Origin of the sequence: Sphingobacterium sp. JUb56, assembly GCF_014191365.1 — a bacterium.
GTDB lineage: Bacteria > Bacteroidota > Bacteroidia > Sphingobacteriales > Sphingobacteriaceae > Sphingobacterium > Sphingobacterium anhuiense.
This window is the reverse complement of sequence record NZ_JACHWL010000002.1, coordinates 1,083,873-1,109,500: the sequence shown is the minus strand read 5'-3', so window position 1 is coordinate 1,109,500 and position 25,628 is coordinate 1,083,873. Positions and strand designations below refer to the sequence as shown.

The window sequence follows — 25,628 nt, the reverse complement described above, 5'->3', positions numbered from 1 at the left end:
GATATGATACCAGGAGAATATATCCTTAAAAAAGGAGAAATAAAAGCGAATGTCGGCTATAAAACGACAAGTGTTACCGTGAAAAATGTAGGTGACCGCCCGATTCAGGTTGGCTCTCATTATCATTTTTTTGAAGTGAATAAAATGTTGTCTTTTGACCGTGAGGAAAGTTTTGGAATGCGTTTAAATATCCCTGCGAGTACAGCGGTACGTTTTGAGCCCGGAGAACAAAAGAAAGTGATCTTGGTCGAAATGGGAGGTAATAAAGAGATCCACGGGTTTAATGGCTTGACCAACGGTAAATATACCGATCCAAAGGTTAAGAAAGCCGCACTGGAGAAAGCGAAAAAATTGGAATTTAAAGATTCGAAATAGTTATGGCAGGTTGGAATAGAAGAGAGTGGATTAAAGTAGTCGGAATGGGTACTTTAGGTTCGATTGTAGGACTTGACGCTCTTGGTTTAGATAAACTGGGTTTAGATAAATCGTCGGTTAAGTATATAGATGGGGAGCTTTATATCCCTCGTGATAAATATGCTGCATTATTTGGCCCAACGACGGGCGATAAGGTGCGTTTGGCAGATACAGAACTTTTCATTGAAATCGAGAAAGATTTTGGTGTATATGGTGAAGAAAATAAATTTGGTGGCGGTAAAACAATCCGTGATGGTATGGGCCAATCTGCCCGTGCGATGCGCGATGAAGATGTACTGGATTTCTGTATCACCAATGTAATTATCATCGATCACTGGGGTATTGTGAAAGGTGATATCGGTATTAAAGACGGTAAGATCGTGGGTATAGGTAAAGCGGGTAACCCGGATGTTCAAGATGGTATTACCAAAGGCATGGTGATCGGCGGGTCTACAGAGGTGCATGGAGGTGCGGGACATATCTTAACTGCAGGTGGTATTGATACACACATCCATTTTATTTCGCCACAACAGGTAGAAACAGCACTTTATAGTGGTGTCACCACTTTTATTGGTGGTGGAACCGGTCCTGCTGATGGTACCAATGCAACCACGGTGACTTCTGGTAAATGGTATATGGAGCGTATGTTTGAAGCTTTTGAAAACTTGCCGATCAACGTAGGTTTTTTTGGTAAAGGTAATATATCGACTACTGGACCTATTATTGAGCAAATTGAAGCGGGTGCACTGGGGGTGAAAATCCACGAAGATTGGGGTGCTACTCCAGCGACAATTGATGCCGCGCTTACTGTTGCGGATAAATACGATGTACAAGTTGCCATCCATACGGATACGCTGAACGAGGCGGGATTCTTAGAAGATACAGTTGCGGCTATTGATGGCCGTGTGATCCATACGTTCCACACGGAAGGAGCGGGCGGTGGTCACGCGCCGGATATCATCAAAATTGCGATGTATCCTAATATTTTACCAGCATCGACCAATCCAACAAAACCTTTTACAGTAAATACGGTAGAAGAACATTTGGATATGTTGATGGTTTGTCATCACTTGGATAAAAACGTGAAGGAAGATGTGGCGTTTGCCGATTCACGTATCCGTCCACAGAGTATTGCGGCAGAAGATATTTTGCAGGATATGGGTGTGTTCTCGATTATGAGTTCAGATAGCCAGGCGATGGGACGTGTAGGTGAGGTAATTTCACGTACTTTCCAGACGGCACACAAGATGAAAATTCAGCGTGGTGCATTAGCGGAAGATAAAGGAAAAGACAATGATAACTTCCGTGTGAAGCGTTACGTTTCTAAATATACGATCAATCCTGCTAAAGCGCATGGTATCGATCAATACATCGGTTCTGTAGAACCGGGTAAGCTTGCCGATTTGATATTATGGAAACCTGCAATGTTTGGTGTGAAGCCAGAAATGATCATTAAAGGGGGTATGATTGTGGGTGCTAAAATGGGTGATATCAATGCGTCTATCCCTACACCGCAACCCGTTTTATACCGCCCGATGTTTGGAGTGCACGGTAAAGCATTACAGAAGTTGTGTTTCAACTTTGTTTCCAAAGTTTCTTTGGAAAATGGCAACATCGCGAAATTAAACTTGTCACGTGTGAGTCTACCGGTAGAAGGTTGCCGTACAGTACGTAAAAAAGATATGGTGCATAATGATGCAACACCAAATATCGAGGTGAATCCAGAAACTTACGAAGTGTCGGTAGATGGTGTTTTGGCCATCTGCGAACCTCTACATGAAGTGCCAATGGCACAACGTTTCTTCTTATTTTAAAGAAAATCGGGTTTATGCTACTGGCAAGAACAATCTTGGGCAATATCGCTAGCGGATCCTTCCAACTGGAGGTGGACTTCCTTCAGTTGGAATGGTTCGACACCACAAAAAAAATCATTCGGGCAATTACAGTAGGGGGACGTGAAATCGGTTTCAAAAATTTATCCTCCCGGCAACTGTCGGATGGTGATGTACTCTACCGTGATGAAAAGGCTGGTTTTTGTATTGCGGTCAAGATATTGCCCTGTTCTTGTCTTGTATTTCGAGCAAATGGCCCAAAGCAGATGGCCTACGCTTGTTTTGAAATCGGAAATCGACATGTTCCCGTTTTTATCAACGATCGGCAAGAAGTCATAACAGCATTTGAAAAACCTTTGTTTGATCTGCTCTGCCGTAGGGGGCTAGAGCCGACGATCGAAACGCGGGTGATAGAAAAAACGAGTACTCTGGTGATCCACCAGTATACTTCAGGAAAAATGAAAATAAAACTAGGACTATAACAAGCATATGAATCCATTATTAACGCTGTTGCAGATCAATGACTCGGTATTTCCTATTGGAGGATTTACGCATTCATATGGATTGGAAACCTACATTACAAAAGATATTGTAAAGGATAGCAAATCTGCCGAAGAATATGCAAGAACCATGTTGGAGCATAATTTTTATTATAATGACGCCGCTTTTTTTTCAAAGGCCTGGACACTCTGCGTGAAGCGTGCTTCTAAGCAGAAAATCGCAGCGCTTGATGAACTGGTTACGGTGCTAAAAGCGCCTTATGAAATAAGGGAAGCCAGTAAGAAACTTGGAATTCGCTTTTTGAAATTGACGGAAAAACTACATCCTGTAAAACGCTGTTCTAATTACCTGCAGTCGATCAGCAGTAATGAGCTGCATGGTCATTATGCGTTAGCATTCGCCATGTATGCGCATGCGTTAAAAATAAGCTATCAGGATGCGCTCAGTGCATTTTACTATAATGCACTTAACGGCATGATGACCAACTGTGCGAAACTTGTTCCGATCAGTCAGATGGATGCACAACAGATTCTTTTTAAACTTCAGCCTTTAATTAACCGTTTGGTTGCTGAGCAACCGAATATGGATGAGGGGCTTATCGGTAATTGCTGCGTGGCGCAAGATATACGCTGTATGCAGCACGAAAAATTATATACACGAATTTATATTTCATAATCATATGGAAACAAGAAACTACGTCAAGGTAGGCGTAGGCGGACCTGTAGGGTCTGGTAAAACTGCCTTGATTGAACGACTGGTAAGATCGATGTCTACTGATTACAGCATATGTGTTGTGACAAATGACATCTATACGCGTGAAGATGCGCAATTTCTTCAAAAAAATTCGGCTCTTCCGGCAGAACGTATTATCGGAGTGGAAACAGGCGGTTGTCCGCATACCGCGATCCGTGAAGATGCATCGATGAATATTGAAGCAGTGGAGGAACTGGCCACCCGTTTTCCGGATACGGAACTGATCTTTGTGGAGAGTGGAGGTGATAATCTGACTTCTACTTTTAGCCCAGATCTTGCTGATGTCAGTATTTTCGTCATCGATGTAGGTGAAGGAGAAAAGATGCCCCGTAAAGGCGGTCCGGGTATTACACGTTCCGACTTATTGATCATTAATAAAATCGATCTGGCTCCTTATGTACATGCCGATCTGGAAGTGATGCGTCAGGATACCTTACGCATGCGTGGCGAAAGACCTTTTATTTTTACAAATCTCATGACCTTGGATGGATTGGAAGATGTAAAAGGATGGTTGAAAAAATATGCATTGTTAGAGCAATAAGAATAAGATGGAAAGTGTAATTCAGCTAAACGTAGCTAAAGAGGGAACCTATAGTGTATTGAAAGAAAGCTGTCACAATGCTCCTTATAAGCTCACACATTATGGTGCCCCAAAGCTACAGGAGCATCTGGAAATGATTATCATGAGTGCTTCTCCCGGTATTATGGATGATGATACTTTGGATATTGAGATCAATATGAAAGCTGACACGCAATTGAAGCTTTTTACACAGTCTTTCAATAAACTTCATCCGATGAAACGCGGAGCCCGACAGACAACTGTTGCACGTATCGCACACGACGCGGTCTTTCATTATATTCCACATCCAGTTACTCCTTTTAAGGATTCGATATTTAAAAATGAAAACAGTGTCTATCTTGAAGGTAATGCAGTTTTGATCTGGGCGGATGTTGTCGGTGCTGGGCGTATACACATGAATGAGGCTTTTTTGTTCAACAGCCTACACAGTACGACGAAGATATACCGCAACAACAAGCTGATCCTGATGGACAACCAGTTCCTGTCACCTGCAAAACAACCGATAACAGGCCTGTTATTCTTTGAAGGATATACGCATCAGGCAACTTTTATTTTTTCGGCCCTATTTGCGAAAGAACTGAAGGAAGAGCTGGATGAAATTATGACTTTGGATTACAGTGATATTACGTACGGTTTCACAAAAGCTGCGGATGATATTGTCATGTTGCGGGCTTTAGGAAATGATGGCGAGCTGCTTTACGATTTTATGGGTATGCTCGGACAATTGTGCTGGGATTTTACACAACATATCAAGGAAGAGTCTATACTTGCAGGTATTGCTGAAGATCAACTTGAGGAAAGTACTAGGGAAGTTGCTCCAGTACCGGTTGTTAAAGAGGTGAAAAAACGACCTGCTCTTAAAAAAACGAATGCGGTTAAGGCTCGTCCTAAGACGAAAAAAAAGGAGGTTGTGGATGCATGAGCTATCGATCGTAAGGGATATCTTTAGCACCTTGGAGGAAGCTTATCCGGGTCGGATGCAAGATATTATCAAAGTGGAGATAGAGGCTGGATTGTTATGTAATATTCAGCCTATCCTGATTCAGAATGCTTTTGAAGCCTACGTGCTTGATGAAGCGTTGTTTCAGGATCTGGAGCTCGAGGTGAAATTATTACCCATCATTGCTTACTGCAAAGTATGTGCAATGAATTTTGAAGTACATTATCACCGGTTTGTATGTACTTGTGGACAGCCCTCTGACCAGATTATACAGGGGGAGGAACTGCGCATCAGTAAGGTGCTGTTTAATAATAAAACTGGTCATTAAAAATCAATGATATAAAAAACAGATGGCTGTCTTGATTAAGGGAAAAATCTTAAAAATTGCGATCTGTTAATCCGATATGATATGCTTGTTATAGAAAGAAATTTAATCACTCCATCTGAAATTGATCCTTCGGTCATAGACCTACTGGCGATTGACTGGTATGAAGTCAACAAGACTGTTTTGAGTCGTGAGACAAGGGATGGCCGATTTGTGCGCCTCCATCGGACAGGCGGTACTGCTCTTGATGATGGAGAGTTTGTGTATTCTTCTCCAGAGGTCGCCATACAGATATATATCAAACCATGTGCTTGTATCGTTCTTAAATCTACAGATCTTAATGCTATCGGTCATTTTTGTTTTGATGTTGGCAATCGGCATTTACCTCTATTTTGGTTTGATGATGGGCTAGCACTTGCGTATGATGGACAGCTCTATCCAGCATTAAAAGGGCAATATGGCAACAATGTTGTTATAGAAACGCGCACACTTTCACCAGCCTCTGCTTTACAGGCGTTTGGCGCATCATGGTTATTAAGTTAGAAGGTCAAATGGCCTGACTGCTATCTACATGATGTTAAGCTGTCCCTCCGCTTACCAGCCCCAGCCGTTACTTTCGTATCAGGTCACTTTATGTGAGGCTGGAAAATAGAAAGTTAATAGTTAAGATTCTTTCCGTTTAAAGTTTTCATTTGTTGCTCAGGCAAATGATTGATATTTGCTGAATATAAGTTAAGTAATTCTTTACTTCTGAAGAATTAGTTTGCGGAAATACTGATATGATAGCAGTATTTATACTTAATATTGAAAAAAATGAACTATTTTATCCTTATAAAAAGTTATCTTTAATCAATAGTATAGATGTTCAATAACAAGTTTAAGTTTTGAATATTTTTATAAACCGATCACCTAAATTTTAAGTACAACTGTATTATGATTAAAGTGGGAATTATTGATAACAACGCACATACTCGAGAGGCTATTAAGCGGATTCTTGTGACACACACGTTGGGGGGCACCGCTATTCCTATAACAATTCTTTTTGATTTGGAATACTGCAATTTAACCCGGGAGGAGAAATCTCCAGTTCCTGATGTGTTGCTGCTCGATATTGAACACCAAGATACCTTGATCATGGAAAAAGTAAAAAAGCTTTTTCCAATGTCTGAGGTGATCATATTGACTAATCTAACGGATGTAAAAATTGTTCGTAAATGTTTTCGAAACGGAGCCGTCAGTTATCTGCTGAAGGATACGTGTATGCAGGATCTTGTGCATGCCATACTTATCACGCTTAATCAAGGTTCTTTTATCAGTCCTATAATCAATAGGGCACTGATCAACCAGGCTTTTAGTTCAAAAAAATACGAAGATCTGCTCACGGCGCGTGAGCTTCAGGTAGCCAATGGTATCGTTGAAGGATTGAGTTATAAGCTGATTGCTGAAGAATATAAAATATCATTAGATACGGTACGTATTTATATCAAACGTGTATATCGAAAATTAAATATCAACAGTAAAGGCGAACTGATTGCGCAATTGTCGATGTAGAGATTATTTCGTAACATGAAGATGTGACTTTATATATTTCTCACTGACCGAATTAAGACTGATTTTTGTTATAATTTGAATTTCCTGATATGCGCATAAAATGTCTGTGGAGTTTCTTGTTTCTGATGTGTTGCTCATGTGTTTTCTTATCCGAAGCGAAAAGTCAACAGGTTGCTGATGTGGCCATAAACTTTGATCAGGATACAGTAAGCGTAACAGGAGGTCAGACATTTTCTAATAAAATCAGTATCCGTAATTTAACGGATAAAACCATCGAACTGATCCCTTCAGCTGTTGAGACGATGTCTTTATCGGGATTAATAAAGCTGCCGCAGCGAATTATATTACAAGCTCGGGAGCAAAAAAGCTACCCATTAAAGTATATGGGTGATCGGAATACCTTAAAAAACAATCATCAATCTTTTTCAATCGGTTTTTCTAGTGATGATCAATCCATCCGTTTACCCAAACCGGTATCTTTTTTCATCAAATTGAATGATGAAAAAACACTTGTGTTACAAACGGAACAGCCAGCGTATTATTTGGATCTTTCCACCAATCAGGTACAGTTGCTCGTGCAGGCATCAAATTTTGGACTTGTACCGATTACATTTAAGCTTCTTTTTTCAGGCTATCCTCAAGGCTTTACCATTACCGGAGACGTTATGCAGGTTACCTTACAGCCCGGGGGGCAGACACTACTTCCTTTAACGGCTACTATGCGGTATAAAAGTAGTTTTCAGGATTTTGACTTTGTCATGCAAGGGATTGATGAAGAGGGCCGAATCTTAGCGGCTAGTCGTGTTCGAATTATGCGGGTTGGAAGTGTTAAGCGGTTTGGAGCTATTAACAATCTTGAAAGTGATTTTAATAACAATACGGTCGCCTTGCAGTACCTCAGTTTGGGACAAGGAAATTCTATTTATCAGTTTCAGGCTTATGGAGATCTGGAGCTCGAAGAAAACAAAAACCTGAACTACAGACTGAATATCGATTATTATCAGGAACAAAAGGCGTTAAATGCTTATGACACCTATATCGATTATCAAGATAAAGACTGGGGCGTTAAAGTCGGGAATATTTATGAAAATCTGGATCAGACGATTAGTGGAAGAGGAGTTAAAGCGAGTTATAAATTTAGTAAAAATCGCTCGATCAGTCTCTACGGAGTCGAAAATAATTACATGCTTTTCAGTCAGCTGCATAATTTGATTCCTGGCGCGAAAATTATCGGAGCTAATTATGCTGTTCGATCGGAGGATAATCAGGAAAGTTACCTCACCTATTTACATCGTGAACACAGTTATCGTGAGATCAAGAGCGATCAGGTAAGCGGAAAGACTACAGTCCGGTTCAATGCACAGCAACAATTGGGGCTGGAAGGGGGGTACAGTATGGAGCGTACAGATTATAATGGAAGCAAGCATGCTTTTGCCATGGGCATTAATTATAACTATAGCACAGAACAGTATCAGATAACGAGTATGAATTATTACAGCTCTCCCTATTATACAGGTTTGCGGAGGGGTTTAATACAGAGTGACACCCGGATCAGTAAGGTGTTAGAAAATAATCAAAGTATCGCTGCCCGGATCAGTTATCTGGATAATAATCCCAAATTTCAGGAAAGGTATAAAGATTATTACATTAATAATCCTAGTCGGATCCAGATTTATGAGCTTGGTTATCATACTGGTCTGGGCAAATTTCAACTGGATTTTAGGCCTTATTTTATTTTTCAGGAAGTGGATTATCAAGGCTTTGGAATTCCAGGTATCGGTCCTGCAAATTGGAAATCAAATGCCATTAGAGGAATCGGTGATATCAATTTTTTTAGTACGGGACATCGGTTTTCCCTGCGCACAGATTATGGCTATACGTATAAGAATACTTCCAATAAGCCGCTTTCTCCCTTTCATTCGTTACGTGTGACGGGTACCTATGGATATCGGTTTATCGGTTTTAATACCTATATCCAAATAAATCCTTACTACTTAAACGATTTGCTTGCTACGGCATCGGATGCAAATTTTAGAATTTATTCTTTTGGACCCAATATGCAGATCAATAGTTTTAAGGGAACGCTGCAGGCACAGGTAGCGGGTATGTACAGCTATTATGGATTTTCCCGAAGTAATAATTTATCGGTTAACGGAAATGCCAAATGGCATTTAAAAGGGAACTGGAGTCTCACTGCTGACATCTTTTATAATTTTATGCGCAACCGCCTTCCTCTCAATTATCTATCTGAGGCAAATGCTGTAGAAACCATATCGTTTAATAATCGACAGTTTCGAGTAGGTATTGAAAAGAAATTTTCCAAATTTAATAGTGCGAAAGGACATATGTTGCAGTTGTCTTTTTTTGACGACAAGAATAAAAATGGCGTTAAAGATCCTGATGAAGCAACTCCCGAAGCAGTTGTGGTTAAAATTGCCGAAGATGTAGCGAGTACCGATGGAAAAGGACGGGTGAAATTTTTAAATATGGCTAAGGGTTCATATGCTGTCCTTGTTGAAAATAATCAAGGCTGGGTAGCTCAGGGACCCATCAGTATTGTTCTAACAAAAAATCAACGGCTAGCTATTCCTTTGGTGAAAACACGAATTTTAAAAGGTAGGATTAAGCCTATAGCAGGTAAATACCTGCAAACAAATCCGGAGCTATCCGGTATTCGGATTAATGCAGTCGATAAGGAAAGTAATACGTTCACGACATTGAGTGATGCTGATGGCAACTTTACCTTTTTCCTGCCATTAGGGAATTACAATGTAACAATACCGACGGCAGGTATGCCTTTTTCGATTGAAAATCCGAATCAGGAAATTGATCTAAGTGAAAAAGCAACCGTTTATCTCCAAGATTTTAATTATAAAGATGAGCGTAGAAAAGTGGGTATTAAACGTTTTTAAGGAGCCACAAAACTAAAGATGATATTCGTTGTATATGTTCCTGCCGGTTTGTTGAGCAATTTTGAAGTTTCTGATGCAGGAATGCTATATCTGATATTTAAGGATCTGTCGATTACAGGGGCAGCTCCATTAATAAGTTGCTGTGCGGTGGCAGACAAGGTTACGGTCTGCATACCGGTTTGACCTGGCATCGGCCCTATCCGCATGACATTTAGTGGAACGCTATTAACTCCAGAGGCAAAGTTTGCCGAAGTGGCTCTTACATACACGTTATAAGGCGTGGTTTTACTCAATTTTAAGTGCGCTGGCATATCTTGGTTAACACCGTTCTGGTAATGACTAGCTGTTGAAAAGGTTAAGTTAACTGTTGATTGGTTTGCTATTATTTCACTTAGATCGCTGACCACAACCTCCAGACTGCCAACACCCTGCGCTTGTAAAGTTCCTGTAGGATAGGTAGCGGTTGGCTTGTTCCAGGTGTAAGTGATCGGTACTGAATAGGTTCCTGCCTGTAAAAATCCTGTTTTAAGTTTTGTTGCATCTATTGAGAATGCGTAATTCAGTGTCTGCGAATTATTTGTGGGTACAGCAAGTCCAGCAACTGGGGTTAATCCCTGAGCTGTGGTTGATAGTGTTATAGGCGTTGCTGTAGGGATTGCCGTTAGAGTGGTTGCCACTGAAGAAACAGTAGTGACTGGCAGGCTATTGTACGGTAATGTGGTGCTAAAACTGAAATTTGAATTACCTGTCTGTAAACTTGGTCTATAATTTACGGTGTTTGTAAGATTAATGGCTTTACTTGCACTAATACCTGCGGGTGTACGATAAAAACTCAAATTGTTAACTAAAATGCTGGTCGTTCCTGCGGTGGTTAATGGCGTTATAAAAGAAGGAACAATAATATTCATCGTATGGGTTGCTGGAGTGATCACATTCCCTCCTAAAAGACCGGGAGCTAAAAAAAATAGCTCAGCAGTATATGTTCCTGCCACCCAAGTGAAGCCAGCTGTAGCCAAGCGTAAATTATTGAGGACAGTGCCAGAAGCAACACTGGCAACTGCTGCAAATATATTTTGATTGGTTGTGGAAAGTGCAATTTCTGTAAAAGTACCCAAAACCGTGAGATTATTAATAGAGACCAGCTTGATATGTGCCAAATTGAGTGGAGCAGGACCATTACCTCCAAGCGTATTACTGAAATTAGCGGTATTGGACTTGACACCGATTGTAGGTAATAGGCCGAGTGCAGATGTATAGGTACCGGATGTGAAATTTTGTTGATAATCTGTTCTTGCGGTGATATTTGCTGCTGGTAGATTCACATTGATTTGAGCCTGTACATGTATGGTGTACAGGCTTGCTGCTAGTGTGAGGGCGCTCTTAATATGTAATTTCTTTTTCTGCAATTTTCAAGTCATATTGAGTTCCGGCATCTAGGATAGCTACAGCGAGGTAGCGTCCTTTGAGTGTTGCTGGTAAATCCAGTTGAATCCATTGTTCTGCCTCGGGTAACATTGCTATTGCAATTGATTTGACCGGGACCTCTTCTCCAGTCTCGATATTGGTCAGTTCGAAACGAACGTAAGCATCTTTATTGATCTGACCCGTGTTTTTCACTTTAACAAGCATTTTCCGGACGCTATTGCCGCCTTCCGGCGTGATGATACCTTTATCTTCAAAAGCTAAAAATTCCAGATCTCCAGTTGACAGGCCAGTAGGGACATGATAAATCTGGATGCCCATTTCAAGGAGGACGTTCATGTTCACGCCCTTTTGAAGTTCACCTTTCTGTTCTTTTACCTGTGTGAAAAATAGCATGCTATTGGTTAATACAAGCGAGGTGGCTTCAGGCGGAATGGTCATGTTGAGATTGATATTTTTAGTCTCGCCCGGTGCTAACCTGACAGAGTTTTCCGATAGCAATAACCATGTGGCATTGGATTGCTTGCGCTGGCCTACAGGGTAATATTTTTTGACACCTAAGGAATCACGATCCCAGTCTTTCATATTTGCTACAAAATAGAATTCGGATGTTGAGGTGTTGCTAAAGGAAATGGTTTGACTGACTGTCTGCCCAGGCTCTCCCTTAAAAAAAATACGGGAAGGCGAAACAGAAATACCCTGAGCATAGGTCAGGGTATTTAGGTATAGAAAAACTAGCGTTAAATAAAATTTCACAGATTAAGATAAAGTGTGCTACTGATTTGTTTACAATTGTGTTGCGGTATACGTTACCGTTGTGGTATAAACCTCTAAAGGTAAAGAAATTAATGAACTTGGATCTGCTATAGTATAGCTGATATTATAAACTGCATTTATTTCTGCATTGGCCGCCGATATAAATTCTTGATCAACCTGTGTTAGTGCCGTTATGGGGGTCAGAGTTCCTCCATGTAGGGTTGCGGCATCAACGGTTATGCCCACTATGCCCAGCGCAGGAAGATTTGTGGTATTAGTTGAGTTTGAAGAGGTAAATAGCCCGTCGGCACTTACTGCTAAATCATAAGGTTTATTACTGATCACCGTGAGATGTCCCGGTTTTGTAACTGTTTTGGAAGCCGTATATTCTGCTGCTGTTCCATAAACAAAATTGACCGTTGGTGCTGCATCTAAAGCAATGGACAGGACGGCTGCCTGCAAATCAATGTTGACCGTTACAGGGGCAGTACTAACTGATACTTGAGCTTTGGCTTGTTGTCCTAGACATAGCGCGACCAGGGCAAATAAAGATAATATTAGGTTCTTTTTCATAATTCTCATAATTATTATATGCTTAACACTGATTAAAATTAGTGATTATGAGAGGTATATCCAATGTAATGAAGTCACATAATGATGTTATAAAGAACGTGATACTGTTAGGTCGTTGGAGCGTGAGTAGGTTGGAAAGTTCGGGTTCTGCTCCGTCACTTCGTGACTTGGCCACGCTAAACTATGCTATAGGTATCTTCTAATATTTTTTTAATTGTTGTTTTAATTCTTCCCATTCCTTGGTCTGTTGTGAGGTCTATTTCGCAAAATGTGCTATTAGTTGTTTTGGTATGCAGGACAAGATAATAAATACCGGCAACCAAGATACTTGAAATCGCTCTTAGATCTACTTGTTGATCTTTTAGTTCCTGATCGGCTTTGGGAAAAAGTAAGGGGTAAATTTCCTCTCTGTTTGCTATCACGTGAGCCATGAGCTCTGTATTTTCACTAATCTGCCAGAGCACAACTTTTTGCATTTCTTCGTCGTTCGTGAAATGTTCAAGTTGCGTCAATAATAGATTTTCAAGAATGAGGCGTGTACTTGTTTCGGGAGCAGTAGTTAAGAGATTTATCGCACTTTCGTTAATGGTATCCCAATAGTTTTTACCTTTAATATAGGTTTCAATGAGATTGTTTACGGAACCAAAATAAACAGAGACGAGTTTTCTATCTACACCAGCTTCGGCTGTAATATTACTGACCGTTAATCCGGTATATCCTTTATTTTTTAGAACAATTCCAACAGCCTGAATCAGCTTATTCATCGTTCTACTTTTGTTGTTTTTTTCTCCTTGGTAAGTTTTTCTAGCCATTGAAATATCTTAGGTCCTCATCATATAGCTATGCAATATAAGTATTTTATCTGTACAAAAGTTAACCAATGGCTAATATTTTTTGGCTTAAAGCGTTTAAATTCTCGTAAAAGCGTCTGTTGGCATAAATAAGGCGGTTTATATGTGGCAACATGAATCTTGATATTTTTAAAAATTATTGTAATTCAATCAGAATTATCCTTTATTTGAGATAATTTCGATTGTCGACCCCGATCCATAAGCACAATAAATTCTTTTTACCGACCTGTTTTTTTAGTGATTGCTTATTTTATCCCGATCATCATGCTTTAAAAAAAATGCATTCGATTTTATTTTTGGATTATACTAACCTTATATCGGGTATACGTTGCTATTAGTTGAAAATTTCTTTTTTAAATTTTATACATCTTAAAGCTGGGGAGAATAAACTATTTAGTAATGTTAATTACTTTTTCCACATGCTGTTCACAAAATGGTTAATTGACCCCTAATTTTCATTTTTTTGAATACCGTTATTTTTGTTTTATAAAGGATGTTTATAAAATGTGGATAACATGTTAATATAAGTGGAAAAATTGTACGATACAGGTGATAAATAATTTTGAGAACCTTTAATTGTAAATGATAAATGCCAAGATATCCACATATTGTGAGTAATAGTTGTTTTTGTGTGAATGAAATTGGATGTTGAATAGGTGTGGATTACTTTTTCCACATAATATGCACAATGTTTGATTTTAGTGTTATTTGCGCATATTTTTGACGAATTCAAATTTTTCAGTAATTAGATATCGCTAATGTGTGGATAACATGTTGATAACTCAATAAATTGAAGTTTGGTGTTCGGTGTAAATAGTTTGAATCTCGTCTTTTATCTGCGTTTTATCTTCATAAGTGCATATCTTGTTGATAGAAATTGAATTTTTGTTAATTAACATTATTGAGCTAACAATGTTAATTACTTTCTCCACATATTGTCAGTAAAACTGTGTAAAGCGGTTTTTTGAGGTTTTTTTAGTGCAAATTTCCATTTTGTCTTTCTGTGTTGTTAACAAAATGTGGAAAACGTGTTGAAATGTGTGAATAAGTGTTTCGAAGGAGACTGTATACTTGTTTAAATGTTAGAAACTTATGTGGTGAGAAGGTTTTAACAATTTACTACGTCGCTGGATTATTGTGTCACTTACTAAGAGGTTAGCAAGTTAAGATGTTAGTAGTTGAGAAGGTAAGTGAGTTGGAAAGAAACCGTAGATAAGAAAATATACGGTTTCTTTTAAAGAGCTTTATCCGTGGGCTTCTTCGATTTTTAGATGGCCACTGATTGCAATTCTGTTCCAGGCATTAATCACTACAACTGCCATGATGATTTGAGCGATTTGATTATCGGAAAAGAACTTTAAAGCTTTGTCGTAGGTTTCGTCAGTTAATCCGTTTTTATGGATTAGTGTTACTTCTTCTGTAATTTTTAGCACTACCTTTTCCTCTTTGGTAAAAATATCATGTGTTTCATGCCATGCACTTAGCAGAAAAATACGTTGGTTTGTTTCTCCGTTTTTCAACGCATCCTTGGTGTGCATATCGATGCAATAAGCACATCCATTAATTTGAGAAGCACGAATTTTAATAAGCTCTTTTAGCGATTTTGAAATCGGAGCCTGAGCGATATACGTTTCAAGGCCCATCATTGCTTTTAATGCATTGGGTTCTACGGAACCGATATTAATACGATTTTGCATAGTTTTATTTTTTAATAATTATTGTTAACAGTACAAAAATGGGTATTGTAAAATTTTAAAAAGTTAAACTGGTTTAAGAAACACTTTTCTTCCGGATTTCACTTAAATATTCTGGCGTAAAACCAAGAAAAGAGGCAATAAGATATTGAGGTACTCTTTGTACAAATTCAGGGTGTTTATGCGCCAAACTTAAATAAAACTCCTCTTTAGATAATGAAAAAAGATAGTGTACGCGCAACTGTGCGGCGGCATATGCTCTTTGATAGATAAATCGAAAATAGCGTTCCATAACCGGAAATGCAGCTAAAAGTTTTTCTTGACATTCCTGATCTATATATAGCACTTGCGTTTTTTCTACTGCTTGAATGTAACAGGACGTCGGTTGTTTATGCTCATATGCAATATTATCGGTGAGCCACCAGGTTTCGATAGCAAATTCTGTTGTTTGTTCGGTACCTTTTTCATTGATAAAGAATTTACGGAGTAAACCATGAACAACAAAATAATGATGCTTGCAAACTTGTCCTTCCTGCAGTAAATTTTCTTTTTTGGCGACCTGTTTTGTGTTAAAATACTTCAATATTTCATGAAATGTCTCATCATCAATCGTGACGAATTTTTCTAAATGTTTTCTGAATAACTCCGACATGGTATGCTTATAGATTTTATACTAAAGTTAGGAATTTAAATATGTACTCTTGCTCCCCGATAGAAATGAATATATTATGATGTTATACGCTAGTGGTTCTTTTAACAATCATGAAAATGTTAAACTCATTTGCGTTTTTATTGAGGAAGTTACAGCGATTCTATGGTAGGTATGTTTCTGGACAAGATGAAGATTGATTGACCGTACCATACTCTGAAAGTTAGCGAATTTAATAATTGGTTACGATGAATAGCTATGGATAAGCTGGAATATATAAGGACGGCAGTTTAAAAAAGTAAAACAAACGGGACTGATCACAGTTTCAAAATAATACTGCTATAAATAGACCCTATATTGTTAAAATAAATTATCTTTAAGATCTTAAATGTTATTTTTCCTTAAACCGTTGATTCCTTAATTGTTTACCATGTTAAAAAAGATTATTAAACATAAATCGAATACATTATTACGCACAATATATTGCTGTTCTTTTCTTTCGATTTTTATGCTAAAAGGTTTTTCTCAGACCCAGGGCCCCAAAGAGTATGTGGATTATGTCAATCCTTATATGGGAAACATCAGTCATTTATTGGTGCCGACTTACCCGACCGTTCATCTACCAAATAGTATGTTGCGGGTTTATCCTGAGCTAGCGGACTTCACTTCAGATCGCTTATTTGGTCTTCCGCTTATTGTTACGAGTCACCGTGGAAAATCGGCTTTTAACTTGAGTCCGATGATAAAATTACCATCCGATCTGAAACCTGTGCAACTGTACAGTTATGATCAAGAAGAAATAAATCCCTATTCTTATTCGGTACAGCTGGATCAGGAGGATATCAAAGTAGATTATGCGGTATCACATCAGTCGGGTATGTACACCTTTACTTTTCCTACCAAATCAAACAAGTATCTGCAGTTCAATTCACATGAAGGAAAATTGCAGTGGGATGGTCAGGGGCTTTCCGGTTCCCAGGATATCGGTAACGGTACCCGTGTCTATATCTATGCTGTGCCTGAATCAAAACCAGTAGCGGTTAGTGGTTTGAAAGGCTCGAAATTGGAAAAAAGTACTGAAGTGGCAGGTAAAAATGCCTGTATCGTATTGCAATTTGACCAATCTGGATCAGCCTTACGGATGAAGTACGGTATTTCTTTTATCGACGTTGCACAGGCAAAGGCTAATCTGAAACGTGAGATTACGGATTTTAACCAAGAAAAATTAGCAGCCAATGGACGAAAGATCTGGAATGAGGCTTTAGGGAAAATTGCTGTAGAAGGTGAAAATGAATCGGATAAAAAGGTGTTTTATACCTCTTTATATAGAACTTATGAGCGTCCTGTTAATATTTCTGAGGATAATCGCTACTACAGTGCATTTGACGGAAAAATACATGATGATCAAGGGAAAGCATTTTTTACAGATGATTGGATATGGGACTCGTACAGGGCGCATCATCCGCTTCGGGTATTGCTCGATTCGGATAATGAAGCCTTGATTTTGAATTCCTTTGTTCGGATGTCTGAACAGATGAAGGAACCATGGTTACCGACTTTCCCTGAAATAACCGGTGATAGCAGACGCATGAATTCCAACCATGGCGTGGCCACATTGCTAGATGCTTACCGAAAAGGAATACGTAATTTCGATATTAAGAAAGCTTATCTGGCGGCGAAAGGTGCTATAACTGAAAAGACTTTAGCACCATGGTCAGGTAAACCTGCCGGAAAATTGGATGCTTTTTTTAAGGAAAATGGCTATATACCGGCACTGTATCCTAATGAGAAAGAGACAATACCTGAGGTGAACAGTTTTGAAAAAAGACAACCTGTGGCAGTTACTTTGGGTACTTCCTATGATCTTTGGTGTTTGGCTCAATTAGCCAACGAGCTTGGTATGAAAGCGGATTATGAACTGTTTATGAAACAGTCATTTAACTATAGGAATCTATTCAATGAGCAAACTAAATTTTTCCATCCAAAGGACGATAAAGGTAAATTTATTATGCCTTTTGATTATGTGTTTTCAGGAGGACAGGGGGCGCGTGAATACTATGGCGAAAATAATGCCTGGATATACCGCTGGGATGTACAGCATAATATTCCGGATCTTATTAAATTGATGGGTGGTAATGAATTGTTTATTCAATATTTAGACGATATGTTCCAGCAACCTTTGGGCAGATCTAAATTTGATTTTTATGCGCAACTTCCTGACCATACCGGAAATGTAGGACAATTTTCTATGGCCAATGAACCTTCGCTCCATATTCCATATCTATACAACTATGCGGGACAGCCTTGGATGACACAAAAACGGATTCACAAATTGGTAGGAGAATGGTTTAGAAACGACTTGATGGGAATACCTGGAGATGAGGACGGAGGGGGTATGTCAGCGTTTGTTGTTTTTTCACAGATGGGATTCTATCCGGTAACTCCTGGACTTACTTCTTATAGCATAGGTTCTCCATTCTTCTCAAAAGTGAGTATACAACTTCCCAATGGCAAGTCTTTTGTTATTATCGGAAAAAATGCTTCGGAAAAAAATAAATATATTCAGTCGGCCAAATTGAATGGCCAACCTTTGAATACACCACAATTAGATCATGCGGATATTCTTAAAGGGGGGATACTTGAATTTGTTATGGGTGATAAAGCCAATAAAAACTGGGGTAACTAAATCATCACATTTAAATATTTTCTGCATACAATTAGTACAAGAAAGCGTGGTCATTTATGCAGTGCTTTTCTGGTACTAATTGTATCTAACAAAAACTGCTTCCATCTTATTTCAGGCTGATATCTGATATTGGGGTGCTTGTCAAATTATATTTATACTCAGTATTAAATCTAATACTCTTAAAGCTAGCTGGAGCAGGTACTGGAGTATATTGCGGTTATTCTGCTGATATGACTATTTTCGTATAATAATCTAACCTTTTGGTATAAAATTCAAATCTGGTAAGTCCATATCGAGTAGATTTGTTTAACAATGCTCTATTCCGGTTTGATAGAGTCAGAATAATTTGGTTAAAACTAATTCAAAGAACATGGTTAAGCAGGTATTAATTTTTAAGAGTTCAATAAAAACAGTAGAGAGCAAAATTTTTTTGATGCAATTATTGCAATTGAATATGCCTGAAGTGTTTTCTCCTACAGTAGATCTTGACGATGAAGATTCGATTTTTCGAGTAGAAACAGCTGGCTGTTCTATTGACCGGTTAACCAATTTGTTGGACAGCCATAATATTCGAGTTGATTTATTGGAACGCTTTGATGTTGCATAATCGGATGAACTCTTATAAAAGACCGCTTGTATATTTTTGGAAAAAATCGTTGCGATAGATTTCTCCTATCGGTATCTCTGCGTCGTCTATGTAAATGGTATGACTATCAAAAGAATCGATAAATGACATATTGATCAGGTAAGATTTACTTACCCGGATAAAGAGTTCGGAGTTCAGTTTTTGATGGATTGTTTTTAAGTTCATGGCTGTGATCAGTTTGTTGTTGCGAGTATAGATCACGACATAATCTTTTAGGGCTTCAATGAATTTGATTTCATCAAAGGTGATTTTATAATATTTTCGATCTGATTTTATCAGTATAGAATTGTCATTGCTGGCTTCAAATGTGTTTTTCTGTTCATGAAATGTCAACAGTTTTTGGTAAGCGATTGCTTTCGTTATCGCTTTTGCTAGTCGCTCCTTTTTGATCGGTTTTAAGAGATAGTCAATTGCGTCAAGTTCATACCCCTGCAATGCATAATGACTATATGCTGTCGTTAAAATCACTAATTTATCTGTAGGCAATGATTGTGCAAAATCAAGACCATTGATGGTCGGCATTTCAATATCCAGAAATAGCAGATCAACAGCATTATTTTTTAAAAATTCCATTGCCCCAATAGCGCTGGAAAATTCCCCTACAATCTCAAGGGCTGAAATTTCTTGTACCAGATTGCTCATTTCTTCACGAGCGAGAGGTTCATCATCAACTATAATACACTTCATATTGGGATCGTTAATTTTACGCTATATTCCGTTTCTTGAACAGTAATATTTAACTGATAATCGTCTTGATATAACAATTCTAACCTACGTTTAGTATTGGTGAGGCCCAGCCCGCTATATTTTTTGTTAGGATTGAGGGCTAGTTTTGGATCTTTGGAATTGCGGCATTCAAAGTGAAGCTGCCCATCACTTGCCATAAAGGAAATATGAATAAAGGACGTTCCTTCTGTCGCACTTAAACTGTATTTTATAGCATTTTCGATAAAGGCCGTAAAAATATGCGGAGGTAAGAAAATATTTTTTTTAACGAGTTCAGGTTCGCATTGTATGGTCGTTTTTAAGTGATCTCTTCTTATTTCTTCCAATTTTAGAAAATTGGTTATAAAGTTTATTTCTCCAGTTAAAAGTGTTTTATCGTTATCATTTTCGTAAAGCTGGTATCTTAAAAAATCCGATAGTTTGATAATGACTTCCGTTGCCATTTCAGGATCTTTACGTATCAGTGCTTTGACATTATTCAACATATTAAACAAAAAGTGTGGCTGTATCTGGTTTCTTAGGGAAGTTAACTCAGTTGTTAGGGCCAGATTTTTGAGTTCAGATATTCTCTTATTGTCTTTGATCCAACGATTAAAAAGTTTCAGTGTTGTGGTTGTCAAAATAATGGGAATACTGACTAAGATCCCGTTGAAAAAATTCATGTTTTGCCGCTTATCAACTTTTAAATTTGCAGCCGTTATAACATGCATATAATTGGAAACATACATGACGATCAGTAAACTTCCAATAACCAATAAGATTAATAATATTATATAGATCTCATACCTTCCCTTGAAAAAAAAACGTGGTATCAGCAGATACATATTGATGTAGAACATACATACAAAAACGATCCATACTGATAAATGTAGATAGGTTTTATATGGATCAGATAGCTCTGTCTTCATGTCTGAATTGAAAAAAAGCAAAAGGAGCCCCACTACAAATACGCTGTGGCGGAGGACCCTATATTTTTTTTCGGTCAAGTAACGTATGATTATTCCATTTTTAAAATCTTGCATCTGTTCTTAGTAATAATGTTACTGTATATGAACAAAAGTAATTTTTTTTGAGCCTACTCTAATTTCTTTTATACCAAGAGTGCTTTTTTTTATACCAAAGTAATTGAAGTAGTATGGTGTGCGTTCTATATTATTCTAAGAAAGGATCTTTTGTATAAAATAAAGGGTGTTTCGTCTAAAATGTATTTTTCATATCCACATTTAGGATATTCTTGTACCGTTTTATCAACCATTTATCCATTGTTATATGTTAAAAAAGATTTTGCTCATATTTGGAATAGGCATTTACACTTTTGTTACCAAAGCTCAGACAAAAGACAGTATCCCAGACAAAGTCCGTGCTATTATTGCGGATAAATTTCCGGCGATCCGCGTATTGAATCTGGAGTACGAAATTGTTGGTGGGTTTAAATATGCTTCAAAGTATTTAAAGAATCCACTTCCTAAGGGAGAGGTTCAAAATATGCATCAAGCGAATGCCAGTATGAATGTCAACTTGATGAAGAGAAAAAATTGGACTTTAGGAACGCTTGTGGGTTATCGGCATCTTTCTGTAGAGCTGCTGCAACCTGATTTGAGTACACAGCAAATACATCAGGAGAAGCAAGATTATCACTATCACCATGAATCATTAAATTTTACTTACTACTCAAGATTATTTGGAAAAATGGCTATTTATAGTGCGAGTTTGATGACTGATGGAAGTGAGAAAGGCTTTGAACGTGTTCGTGGTATGCTGATGGGAAACTTGGTTCTAAAAGCTACCCGTGAGGTGCAGATGACTTTAGGTGTGGTCGGTTTATTGGATCCAAGTGCCCTTGTACCTGTGATGCCTACTTTTACATATAATAGACAGTATCAACAGGGCTGGGTGGTCGATGTCGTGTTGCCGAAAGCCGTTTATCTTCGTAAAACTATTTTGGGTAATGGACGTGCATCTTTTGGATCGGAGCTTGATAATAACCCCTTCTATATCTATGATTTTGCTGGATTATCGAGCGTCCAGATCTTCAATCAGATGAATTTGAATTCAGGGCTGCTTTATGAACACAATCTGGGACGTTCTTTTATAGCTATGGTCAAAACCGGGATGAGAAATTCGTTAAGATCTCGAATATCAGAGAAAAACAAATCTCAGAACGATTTTATTTATGAAGCATCTACGGATCCATCTTTTTATTTTAATGCTGGTTTATCGTTTAATCCTTTTGCAAAAAAACGCGTTAATTAACGCGGATAATCCGTGAATGATATAAATGGAGCATCATATGCTGCCTTTTTAAATCAAAGAGCGCTATCGTTTATAATCTGAGGTAAGCTGCGACCTGTATGATATTATTTACAGTCTTATTATTTCTTCCTAGGCTATATTGATTCATGTAACCTGCTTCTATATCAAATTTTGGATTTACTCGCCATCCTAATGCTAGGTAAGCTCTGTTTTGGTCAAATAACTTACCATTGGTGGAATTTTGAATATGTGCAAAAATTTCATTTTGCAGTGCAATGAAAGCACCATCAGTAAAACTAGTGGTTTCGGAAACAGGGACAATGGCACGGGTGAAATAGCGCAGTCTTTGGGCAAAATCGTAACGGTCCGTAACCAGCTCGTTTTGCTCAACAGTAGGTTGGCCCATAAAGCGCTGTTCTAATCTAAAACGGTGCTGCAGTGTGGAAGGACGATTTAGAACGGTAAATTTTTGGTTTATAATAAATTGCTCCCATATGCGGTGTTCTGGTACCCAGCCATGGGTAGCGCTAATATTTCTTTGGTTTCCGATGTAGGCATACCCTAAAGTGGCAATCATATTGTTCTTGATATGATAATTCAATCCCGGTCGGATAATAAAGGATTGTATGTCTTTGAGTTGATCTGTACTTCGAGCTTGTCCATCAAAATGTATGCTGAACCGGGGATCTATTTTGTAAGTGAAAAATGCGGCACTCCAACCTGTAAATGTCTGCTGTGTCTGTGCTTTTAAAGGACCACTAAATATGAACAGGAAGATCATGCAACTCTGAAGAAGAAATAATTTAGATAGCATTATTATAAAAGTTTGAATTGGTTTATTAAGTTTAATATTTAAATCTGTTAAGTATCCTTATCCTGAATGGAAAAATAAACAAATTTATTTTACATCCGATTGAAAACAATCACATTTAGATGAACTTTAACCGAGAATTTAGACACCTCTTTTTATAAGGCTTCTAGAAAAGGTTCCATTTAACGCCTATTTGATATTGCGAAATACTCGTATTCCAGTTGTGGTATACACCGGTTTTTCTTTCTACATTTCGATATCGGAAATACAATTTTCCCAATTCTAATCCAAAAGTGTAACCCATTCGGGAGCCTCTATTAAATGCCTCTTCTCCATTATTCAGTAGATATTTATCTTCATTCAACAGTTTATTGAATTCGAGGCCACCTAATAATGCAAAATTTGATGTTAGGTCTAACTTAAATAATACAGGGAAATCAAAGAACTGGAGGGCCTTGTTTCCTTTTGAAATACCATTAACCTGATCCACAGTTTCAGCATTTGTTCTGACACGTGTTACATTATAGGTGGGCTCTACTTGGATAGCCATGTTAGGTCTAAAATGATAACTTAGTATACCTCCGACTTGAAAACCTATCCGATTTGCTGAACGAAATGATAGTCCATCTGCATGAGATAAATTTCCACCTAATTTTATTCCTGCTCCAATTTGGGAAAAAACCTTCGCAGTAGGTACTAAAAGTATTAATAGGAGCACTAGTAAAGTTAATCGTATATTTTTACACATATACAAAAGTACCTTTTCTAGATAGCTCAGCTTACTGACTTTTGTAAAGATTTGGTCAATAAGTTGGGTTTTTAATAGGTTATTTTCATTTTTTACAGTTAATAAAACTACAGTAAGACCAGTTTAGTCACATGGAAAAACAACTGGATGACTTTGGATAACTGTTGGCGCTTTAGGTATTAATTTACTTCCCTTATAATCAATATAGTCTTACTGATAGGTATCACTTTTGTCGATAGGAGACCAGATCATGTTTAAACTTTCCAATTATGTGCTCATCTTCATTTAATTTCAACAATTTGTATTGTTTATTTCTTTCGTATTAAATACATGCTCTGACTATTGGAAGAATAGAATGCGAACCCATGGGGTGAAATATAAAATGTTGGTCTAAAATGGAGTGCTGAATAATTTGCTTCTAACACCGTATAGAATCGATTTTTGTAATCGTCAAATCTTTCTTTCTCTACAGCGATATGGGGCTCAAAAAAATTAAAATCACGATCTCCGATCTTTGTTTTAAAGAAAGCTTTCCCGCGCCAGTTTTTAACACTATATCCCGGACTTCCACCACCAATATTGTGGCTGTATTTTAATTTTTCCTCAGGGTGAAAATGTAAAAAAGTAACGTTTTCGGGTAAATAAGGATCTTGTTCGCCAGTCCAAAAAACATCGTCACGGTAACGACCGGCATCTTCACTGCTATCAATGCTTCTATATGCTGGTATTTCTTGCCATAGCATCTGCCATTGTTCATCCTGGTAAAAGAAAAACTGCATGTAGTAATGATCATTTCTAGTTACATTTTTTAAAAACCAATATTTGCCATCTTTTTTCGCGCTTGCAATTTTTTGATTTATTTTTTCTCCAGTCCAACTCAAATCTTCATTTAAAACTTTAAAAGCATGTGTGGTGGTATCGCCATCTTGTGGCCAAGTGGTGTAATAGGCTTTTTCGTCATTGGTGAAAATGATGAAATCATCAATAAATTCTGGCCAATATTTATTTTGGGACAAGTGTAATGTATCTTCTGTAATTCCTTTACTATTTATTTTATAATAAAGCATATCACCTTGGGTCTCATCATTTTTTTCTGCATCGCAGGATACGATCAGTTGGTCATTCACAGATGGAAAGATGCGAATGGGATTAGGTGAACTGGAACGAGTGACTTCAGTTTCACAGAACAGTTTCACTTCGAAAATATCGGAATGATACTTTTCGTTAATTTCTTCAAAATTAGCATATGCCGCATCTAAGGGTTCGTTGTTCCGCTCTATAATTCCATCGCAGGAAGTTAAACTGGATATGAAAAGGATCGTCGTGCTTAAAATTGAAGTGAAAAGGGTTGTTTTATTCATGTGATTTAATTTAATCATTATACCTGTCATTTAAAATGAAGCCAATGGTAGAAAAGAATTTTTTGGTTTTGTAAATTCGTTGTTTCCGCTGTCGCAATTCACCCCTTATAATGTCGTTTTTGTAATCTGTTAATTTAAGCAAACCCTTGCATCTTTGTCATATCAATATAAACAATTTTGCAATATAAATAATTCATAAATCTTCAAAAACATGAAAAAGAATAAATTAATCTTTTGGATAGCTACAGCGATCCTTATTATCTGGGAGGGTATCATGCCTCTTGGTACGCTTTTATTTGCGCCACAGTATGTTAATGCTGGAACTAAACCGTTAGGATATCCAGACTACTTCGCTTATGCACTTATTATCTGCAAAGTGCTCGGAGTAATAGCCATTTCTTATCCTAAAACTCCAAGTAAATTGAAAGAGTGGGCCTATGCCGGATTAACATTTAACCTAATTTTTGCTTTTATTAGCCATGCAATGGTCGATAAAAATATTGGATTTATGCTGTTGCCACTTGTTATACTTGCTATACTTATTATTTCTTATGTATATGGCAACAAGACGTATGGTCTTGTAGTAAGGTGATAAATCTTATTACACGATGTCAATAATAAGTGAGAACTGTATTTTCTTCAAT

24 protein-coding genes and 1 pseudogene are annotated in these 25,628 nt (G+C 37.8%); 14 read left to right on the top strand and 11 right to left on the bottom strand.

Annotation, left to right across the window (positions count from 1 at the left end; genetic code table 11):
- Window positions 1-3: 3 nt before the first annotated feature.
- The 10 genes and pseudogenes from ureB to FHR29_RS24030 all read left to right on the top strand — a co-directional run.
- Window positions 4-300 (top strand): annotated as a pseudogene (gene ureB / locus FHR29_RS26710) (urease subunit beta); the annotation flags it as partial.
- A 77-nt stretch (window positions 301-377) separates the two neighbouring features.
- A complete protein-coding gene (gene ureC / locus FHR29_RS24070) occupies window positions 378-2,228 on the top strand; it encodes an urease subunit alpha (RefSeq protein ID WP_183917709.1) in 1,851 nt (616 codons plus the stop codon).
- A gap of 14 nt (window positions 2,229-2,242) precedes the next feature.
- Entirely contained in the window at window positions 2,243-2,728 is a 486-nt protein-coding gene (locus FHR29_RS24065) for an urease accessory protein UreE (RefSeq protein ID WP_132840729.1), read from the top strand.
- Window positions 2,729-2,735: 7 nt separating this feature from the next.
- Window positions 2,736-3,422: an urease accessory protein UreF gene (locus tag FHR29_RS24060; RefSeq protein WP_132769593.1), complete on the top strand. Its 687-nt coding sequence runs from the start codon at window positions 2,736-2,738 to the stop codon at window positions 3,420-3,422.
- Window positions 3,423-3,426: 4 nt separating this feature from the next.
- Window positions 3,427-4,041 (top strand): urease accessory protein UreG, encoded by a 615-nt coding sequence (gene ureG, locus FHR29_RS24055; RefSeq protein ID WP_183917707.1) that lies wholly within the window; start codon window positions 3,427-3,429, stop codon window positions 4,039-4,041.
- 7 nt (window positions 4,042-4,048) lie between these two features.
- Window positions 4,049-5,002, top strand: a complete 954-nt coding sequence (locus FHR29_RS24050; RefSeq protein WP_183917705.1) for an urease accessory protein UreD — start codon at window positions 4,049-4,051, stop codon at window positions 5,000-5,002.
- On the top strand, window positions 4,995-5,348 hold the full coding sequence (locus FHR29_RS24045; RefSeq protein WP_132769587.1) for a hydrogenase maturation nickel metallochaperone HypA: 354 nt from the start codon (window positions 4,995-4,997) through the stop codon (window positions 5,346-5,348). The genes FHR29_RS24050 and FHR29_RS24045 overlap by 8 nt, the downstream gene beginning before the upstream one ends.
- A gap of 81 nt (window positions 5,349-5,429) precedes the next feature.
- Window positions 5,430-5,888, top strand: a complete 459-nt coding sequence (locus tag FHR29_RS24040; RefSeq protein WP_183917703.1) for an urease accessory protein UreE — start codon at window positions 5,430-5,432, stop codon at window positions 5,886-5,888.
- A 390-nt stretch (window positions 5,889-6,278) separates the two neighbouring features.
- Window positions 6,279-6,896: a response regulator transcription factor gene (locus FHR29_RS24035; RefSeq protein WP_183917701.1), complete on the top strand. Its 618-nt coding sequence runs from the start codon at window positions 6,279-6,281 to the stop codon at window positions 6,894-6,896.
- Between the two features lie 89 nt (window positions 6,897-6,985).
- A complete protein-coding gene (locus FHR29_RS24030) occupies window positions 6,986-9,808 on the top strand; it encodes a collagen binding domain-containing protein (RefSeq protein WP_183917699.1) in 2,823 nt (940 codons plus the stop codon).
- On the opposite strand, the gene FHR29_RS24025 is transcribed toward FHR29_RS24030, so the two are convergent.
- The 6 genes from FHR29_RS24025 to FHR29_RS24000 form a co-directional block, all read right to left on the bottom strand.
- Window positions 9,805-11,214, bottom strand: coding sequence for a hypothetical protein (locus FHR29_RS24025; RefSeq protein WP_183917697.1), 1,410 nt, complete (start codon window positions 11,212-11,214; stop codon window positions 9,805-9,807). The genes FHR29_RS24030 and FHR29_RS24025 overlap by 4 nt on opposite strands.
- The gene (locus tag FHR29_RS24020; protein ID WP_183917695.1) at window positions 11,189-11,986 is read right to left on the bottom strand and encodes a hypothetical protein; all 798 of its coding nucleotides are present in this window, start codon (window positions 11,984-11,986) and stop codon (window positions 11,189-11,191) included. Before FHR29_RS24020 ends, FHR29_RS24025 begins: the two co-directional genes overlap by 26 nt.
- Before the next feature lie 30 nt (window positions 11,987-12,016).
- The gene (locus FHR29_RS24015; protein ID WP_132769576.1) at window positions 12,017-12,559 is read right to left on the bottom strand and encodes a hypothetical protein; all 543 of its coding nucleotides are present in this window, start codon (window positions 12,557-12,559) and stop codon (window positions 12,017-12,019) included.
- Between the two features lie 176 nt (window positions 12,560-12,735).
- A complete protein-coding gene (locus tag FHR29_RS24010) occupies window positions 12,736-13,371 on the bottom strand; it encodes a TetR/AcrR family transcriptional regulator (protein WP_168127698.1) in 636 nt (211 codons plus the stop codon).
- A 1,283-nt stretch (window positions 13,372-14,654) separates the two neighbouring features.
- A complete protein-coding gene (locus FHR29_RS24005) occupies window positions 14,655-15,107 on the bottom strand; it encodes a carboxymuconolactone decarboxylase family protein (protein ID WP_183917693.1) in 453 nt (150 codons plus the stop codon).
- A 73-nt stretch (window positions 15,108-15,180) separates the two neighbouring features.
- Window positions 15,181-15,756 (bottom strand): Crp/Fnr family transcriptional regulator, encoded by a 576-nt coding sequence (locus FHR29_RS24000; RefSeq protein ID WP_132769570.1) that lies wholly within the window; start codon window positions 15,754-15,756, stop codon window positions 15,181-15,183.
- 427 nt (window positions 15,757-16,183) lie between these two features.
- Here FHR29_RS24000 and FHR29_RS23995 point away from each other — a divergent pair, with 427 nt between their 5' ends.
- Together FHR29_RS23995 and FHR29_RS23990 are read left to right on the top strand one after the other, a co-directional pair.
- Entirely contained in the window at window positions 16,184-18,439 is a 2,256-nt protein-coding gene (locus FHR29_RS23995; protein WP_183917691.1) for a GH92 family glycosyl hydrolase, read from the top strand.
- A 433-nt stretch (window positions 18,440-18,872) separates the two neighbouring features.
- Window positions 18,873-19,046: a hypothetical protein gene (locus FHR29_RS23990; RefSeq protein ID WP_165902355.1), complete on the top strand. Its 174-nt coding sequence runs from the start codon at window positions 18,873-18,875 to the stop codon at window positions 19,044-19,046.
- Window positions 19,047-19,058: 12 nt separating this feature from the next.
- Here FHR29_RS23990 and FHR29_RS23985 read toward each other — a convergent pair whose 3' ends face one another.
- Both FHR29_RS23985 and FHR29_RS23980 read right to left on the bottom strand, forming a co-directional pair.
- Window positions 19,059-19,772 carry a LytTR family DNA-binding domain-containing protein gene (locus FHR29_RS23985; protein WP_183917689.1) on the bottom strand — a complete coding sequence of 238 codons (714 nt, stop codon included), beginning with the start codon at window positions 19,770-19,772 and terminating at the stop codon, window positions 19,059-19,061.
- Entirely contained in the window at window positions 19,769-20,719 is a 951-nt protein-coding gene (locus FHR29_RS23980; RefSeq protein ID WP_221197925.1) for a sensor histidine kinase, read from the bottom strand. The genes FHR29_RS23985 and FHR29_RS23980 overlap by 4 nt, the downstream gene beginning before the upstream one ends.
- A 361-nt stretch (window positions 20,720-21,080) precedes the next feature.
- On the opposite strand from FHR29_RS23980, the gene FHR29_RS23975 reads away from it, so the two are divergent.
- Complete coding sequence (locus FHR29_RS23975; protein ID WP_183917685.1) at window positions 21,081-22,064, top strand: DUF6268 family outer membrane beta-barrel protein; 984 nt, start codon at window positions 21,081-21,083, stop codon at window positions 22,062-22,064.
- A gap of 70 nt (window positions 22,065-22,134) precedes the next feature.
- Here FHR29_RS23975 and FHR29_RS23970 read toward each other — a convergent pair whose 3' ends face one another.
- The 3 genes from FHR29_RS23970 to FHR29_RS23960 form a co-directional block, all read right to left on the bottom strand.
- A complete protein-coding gene (locus FHR29_RS23970) occupies window positions 22,135-22,878 on the bottom strand; it encodes a DUF2490 domain-containing protein (protein WP_183917683.1) in 744 nt (247 codons plus the stop codon).
- Between the two features lie 163 nt (window positions 22,879-23,041).
- Window positions 23,042-23,593, bottom strand: coding sequence for an outer membrane beta-barrel protein (locus FHR29_RS23965; protein ID WP_183917681.1), 552 nt, complete (start codon window positions 23,591-23,593; stop codon window positions 23,042-23,044).
- 338 nt (window positions 23,594-23,931) lie between these two features.
- A complete protein-coding gene (locus FHR29_RS23960; RefSeq protein WP_183917679.1) occupies window positions 23,932-24,984 on the bottom strand; it encodes a hypothetical protein in 1,053 nt (350 codons plus the stop codon).
- 211 nt (window positions 24,985-25,195) lie between these two features.
- Between FHR29_RS23960 and FHR29_RS23955 the strand changes: the two genes are divergently transcribed.
- Window positions 25,196-25,576, top strand: a complete 381-nt coding sequence (locus tag FHR29_RS23955) for a DoxX family protein (RefSeq protein WP_132840763.1) — start codon at window positions 25,196-25,198, stop codon at window positions 25,574-25,576.
- The last annotated feature ends 52 nt before the right edge of the window (window positions 25,577-25,628 follow it).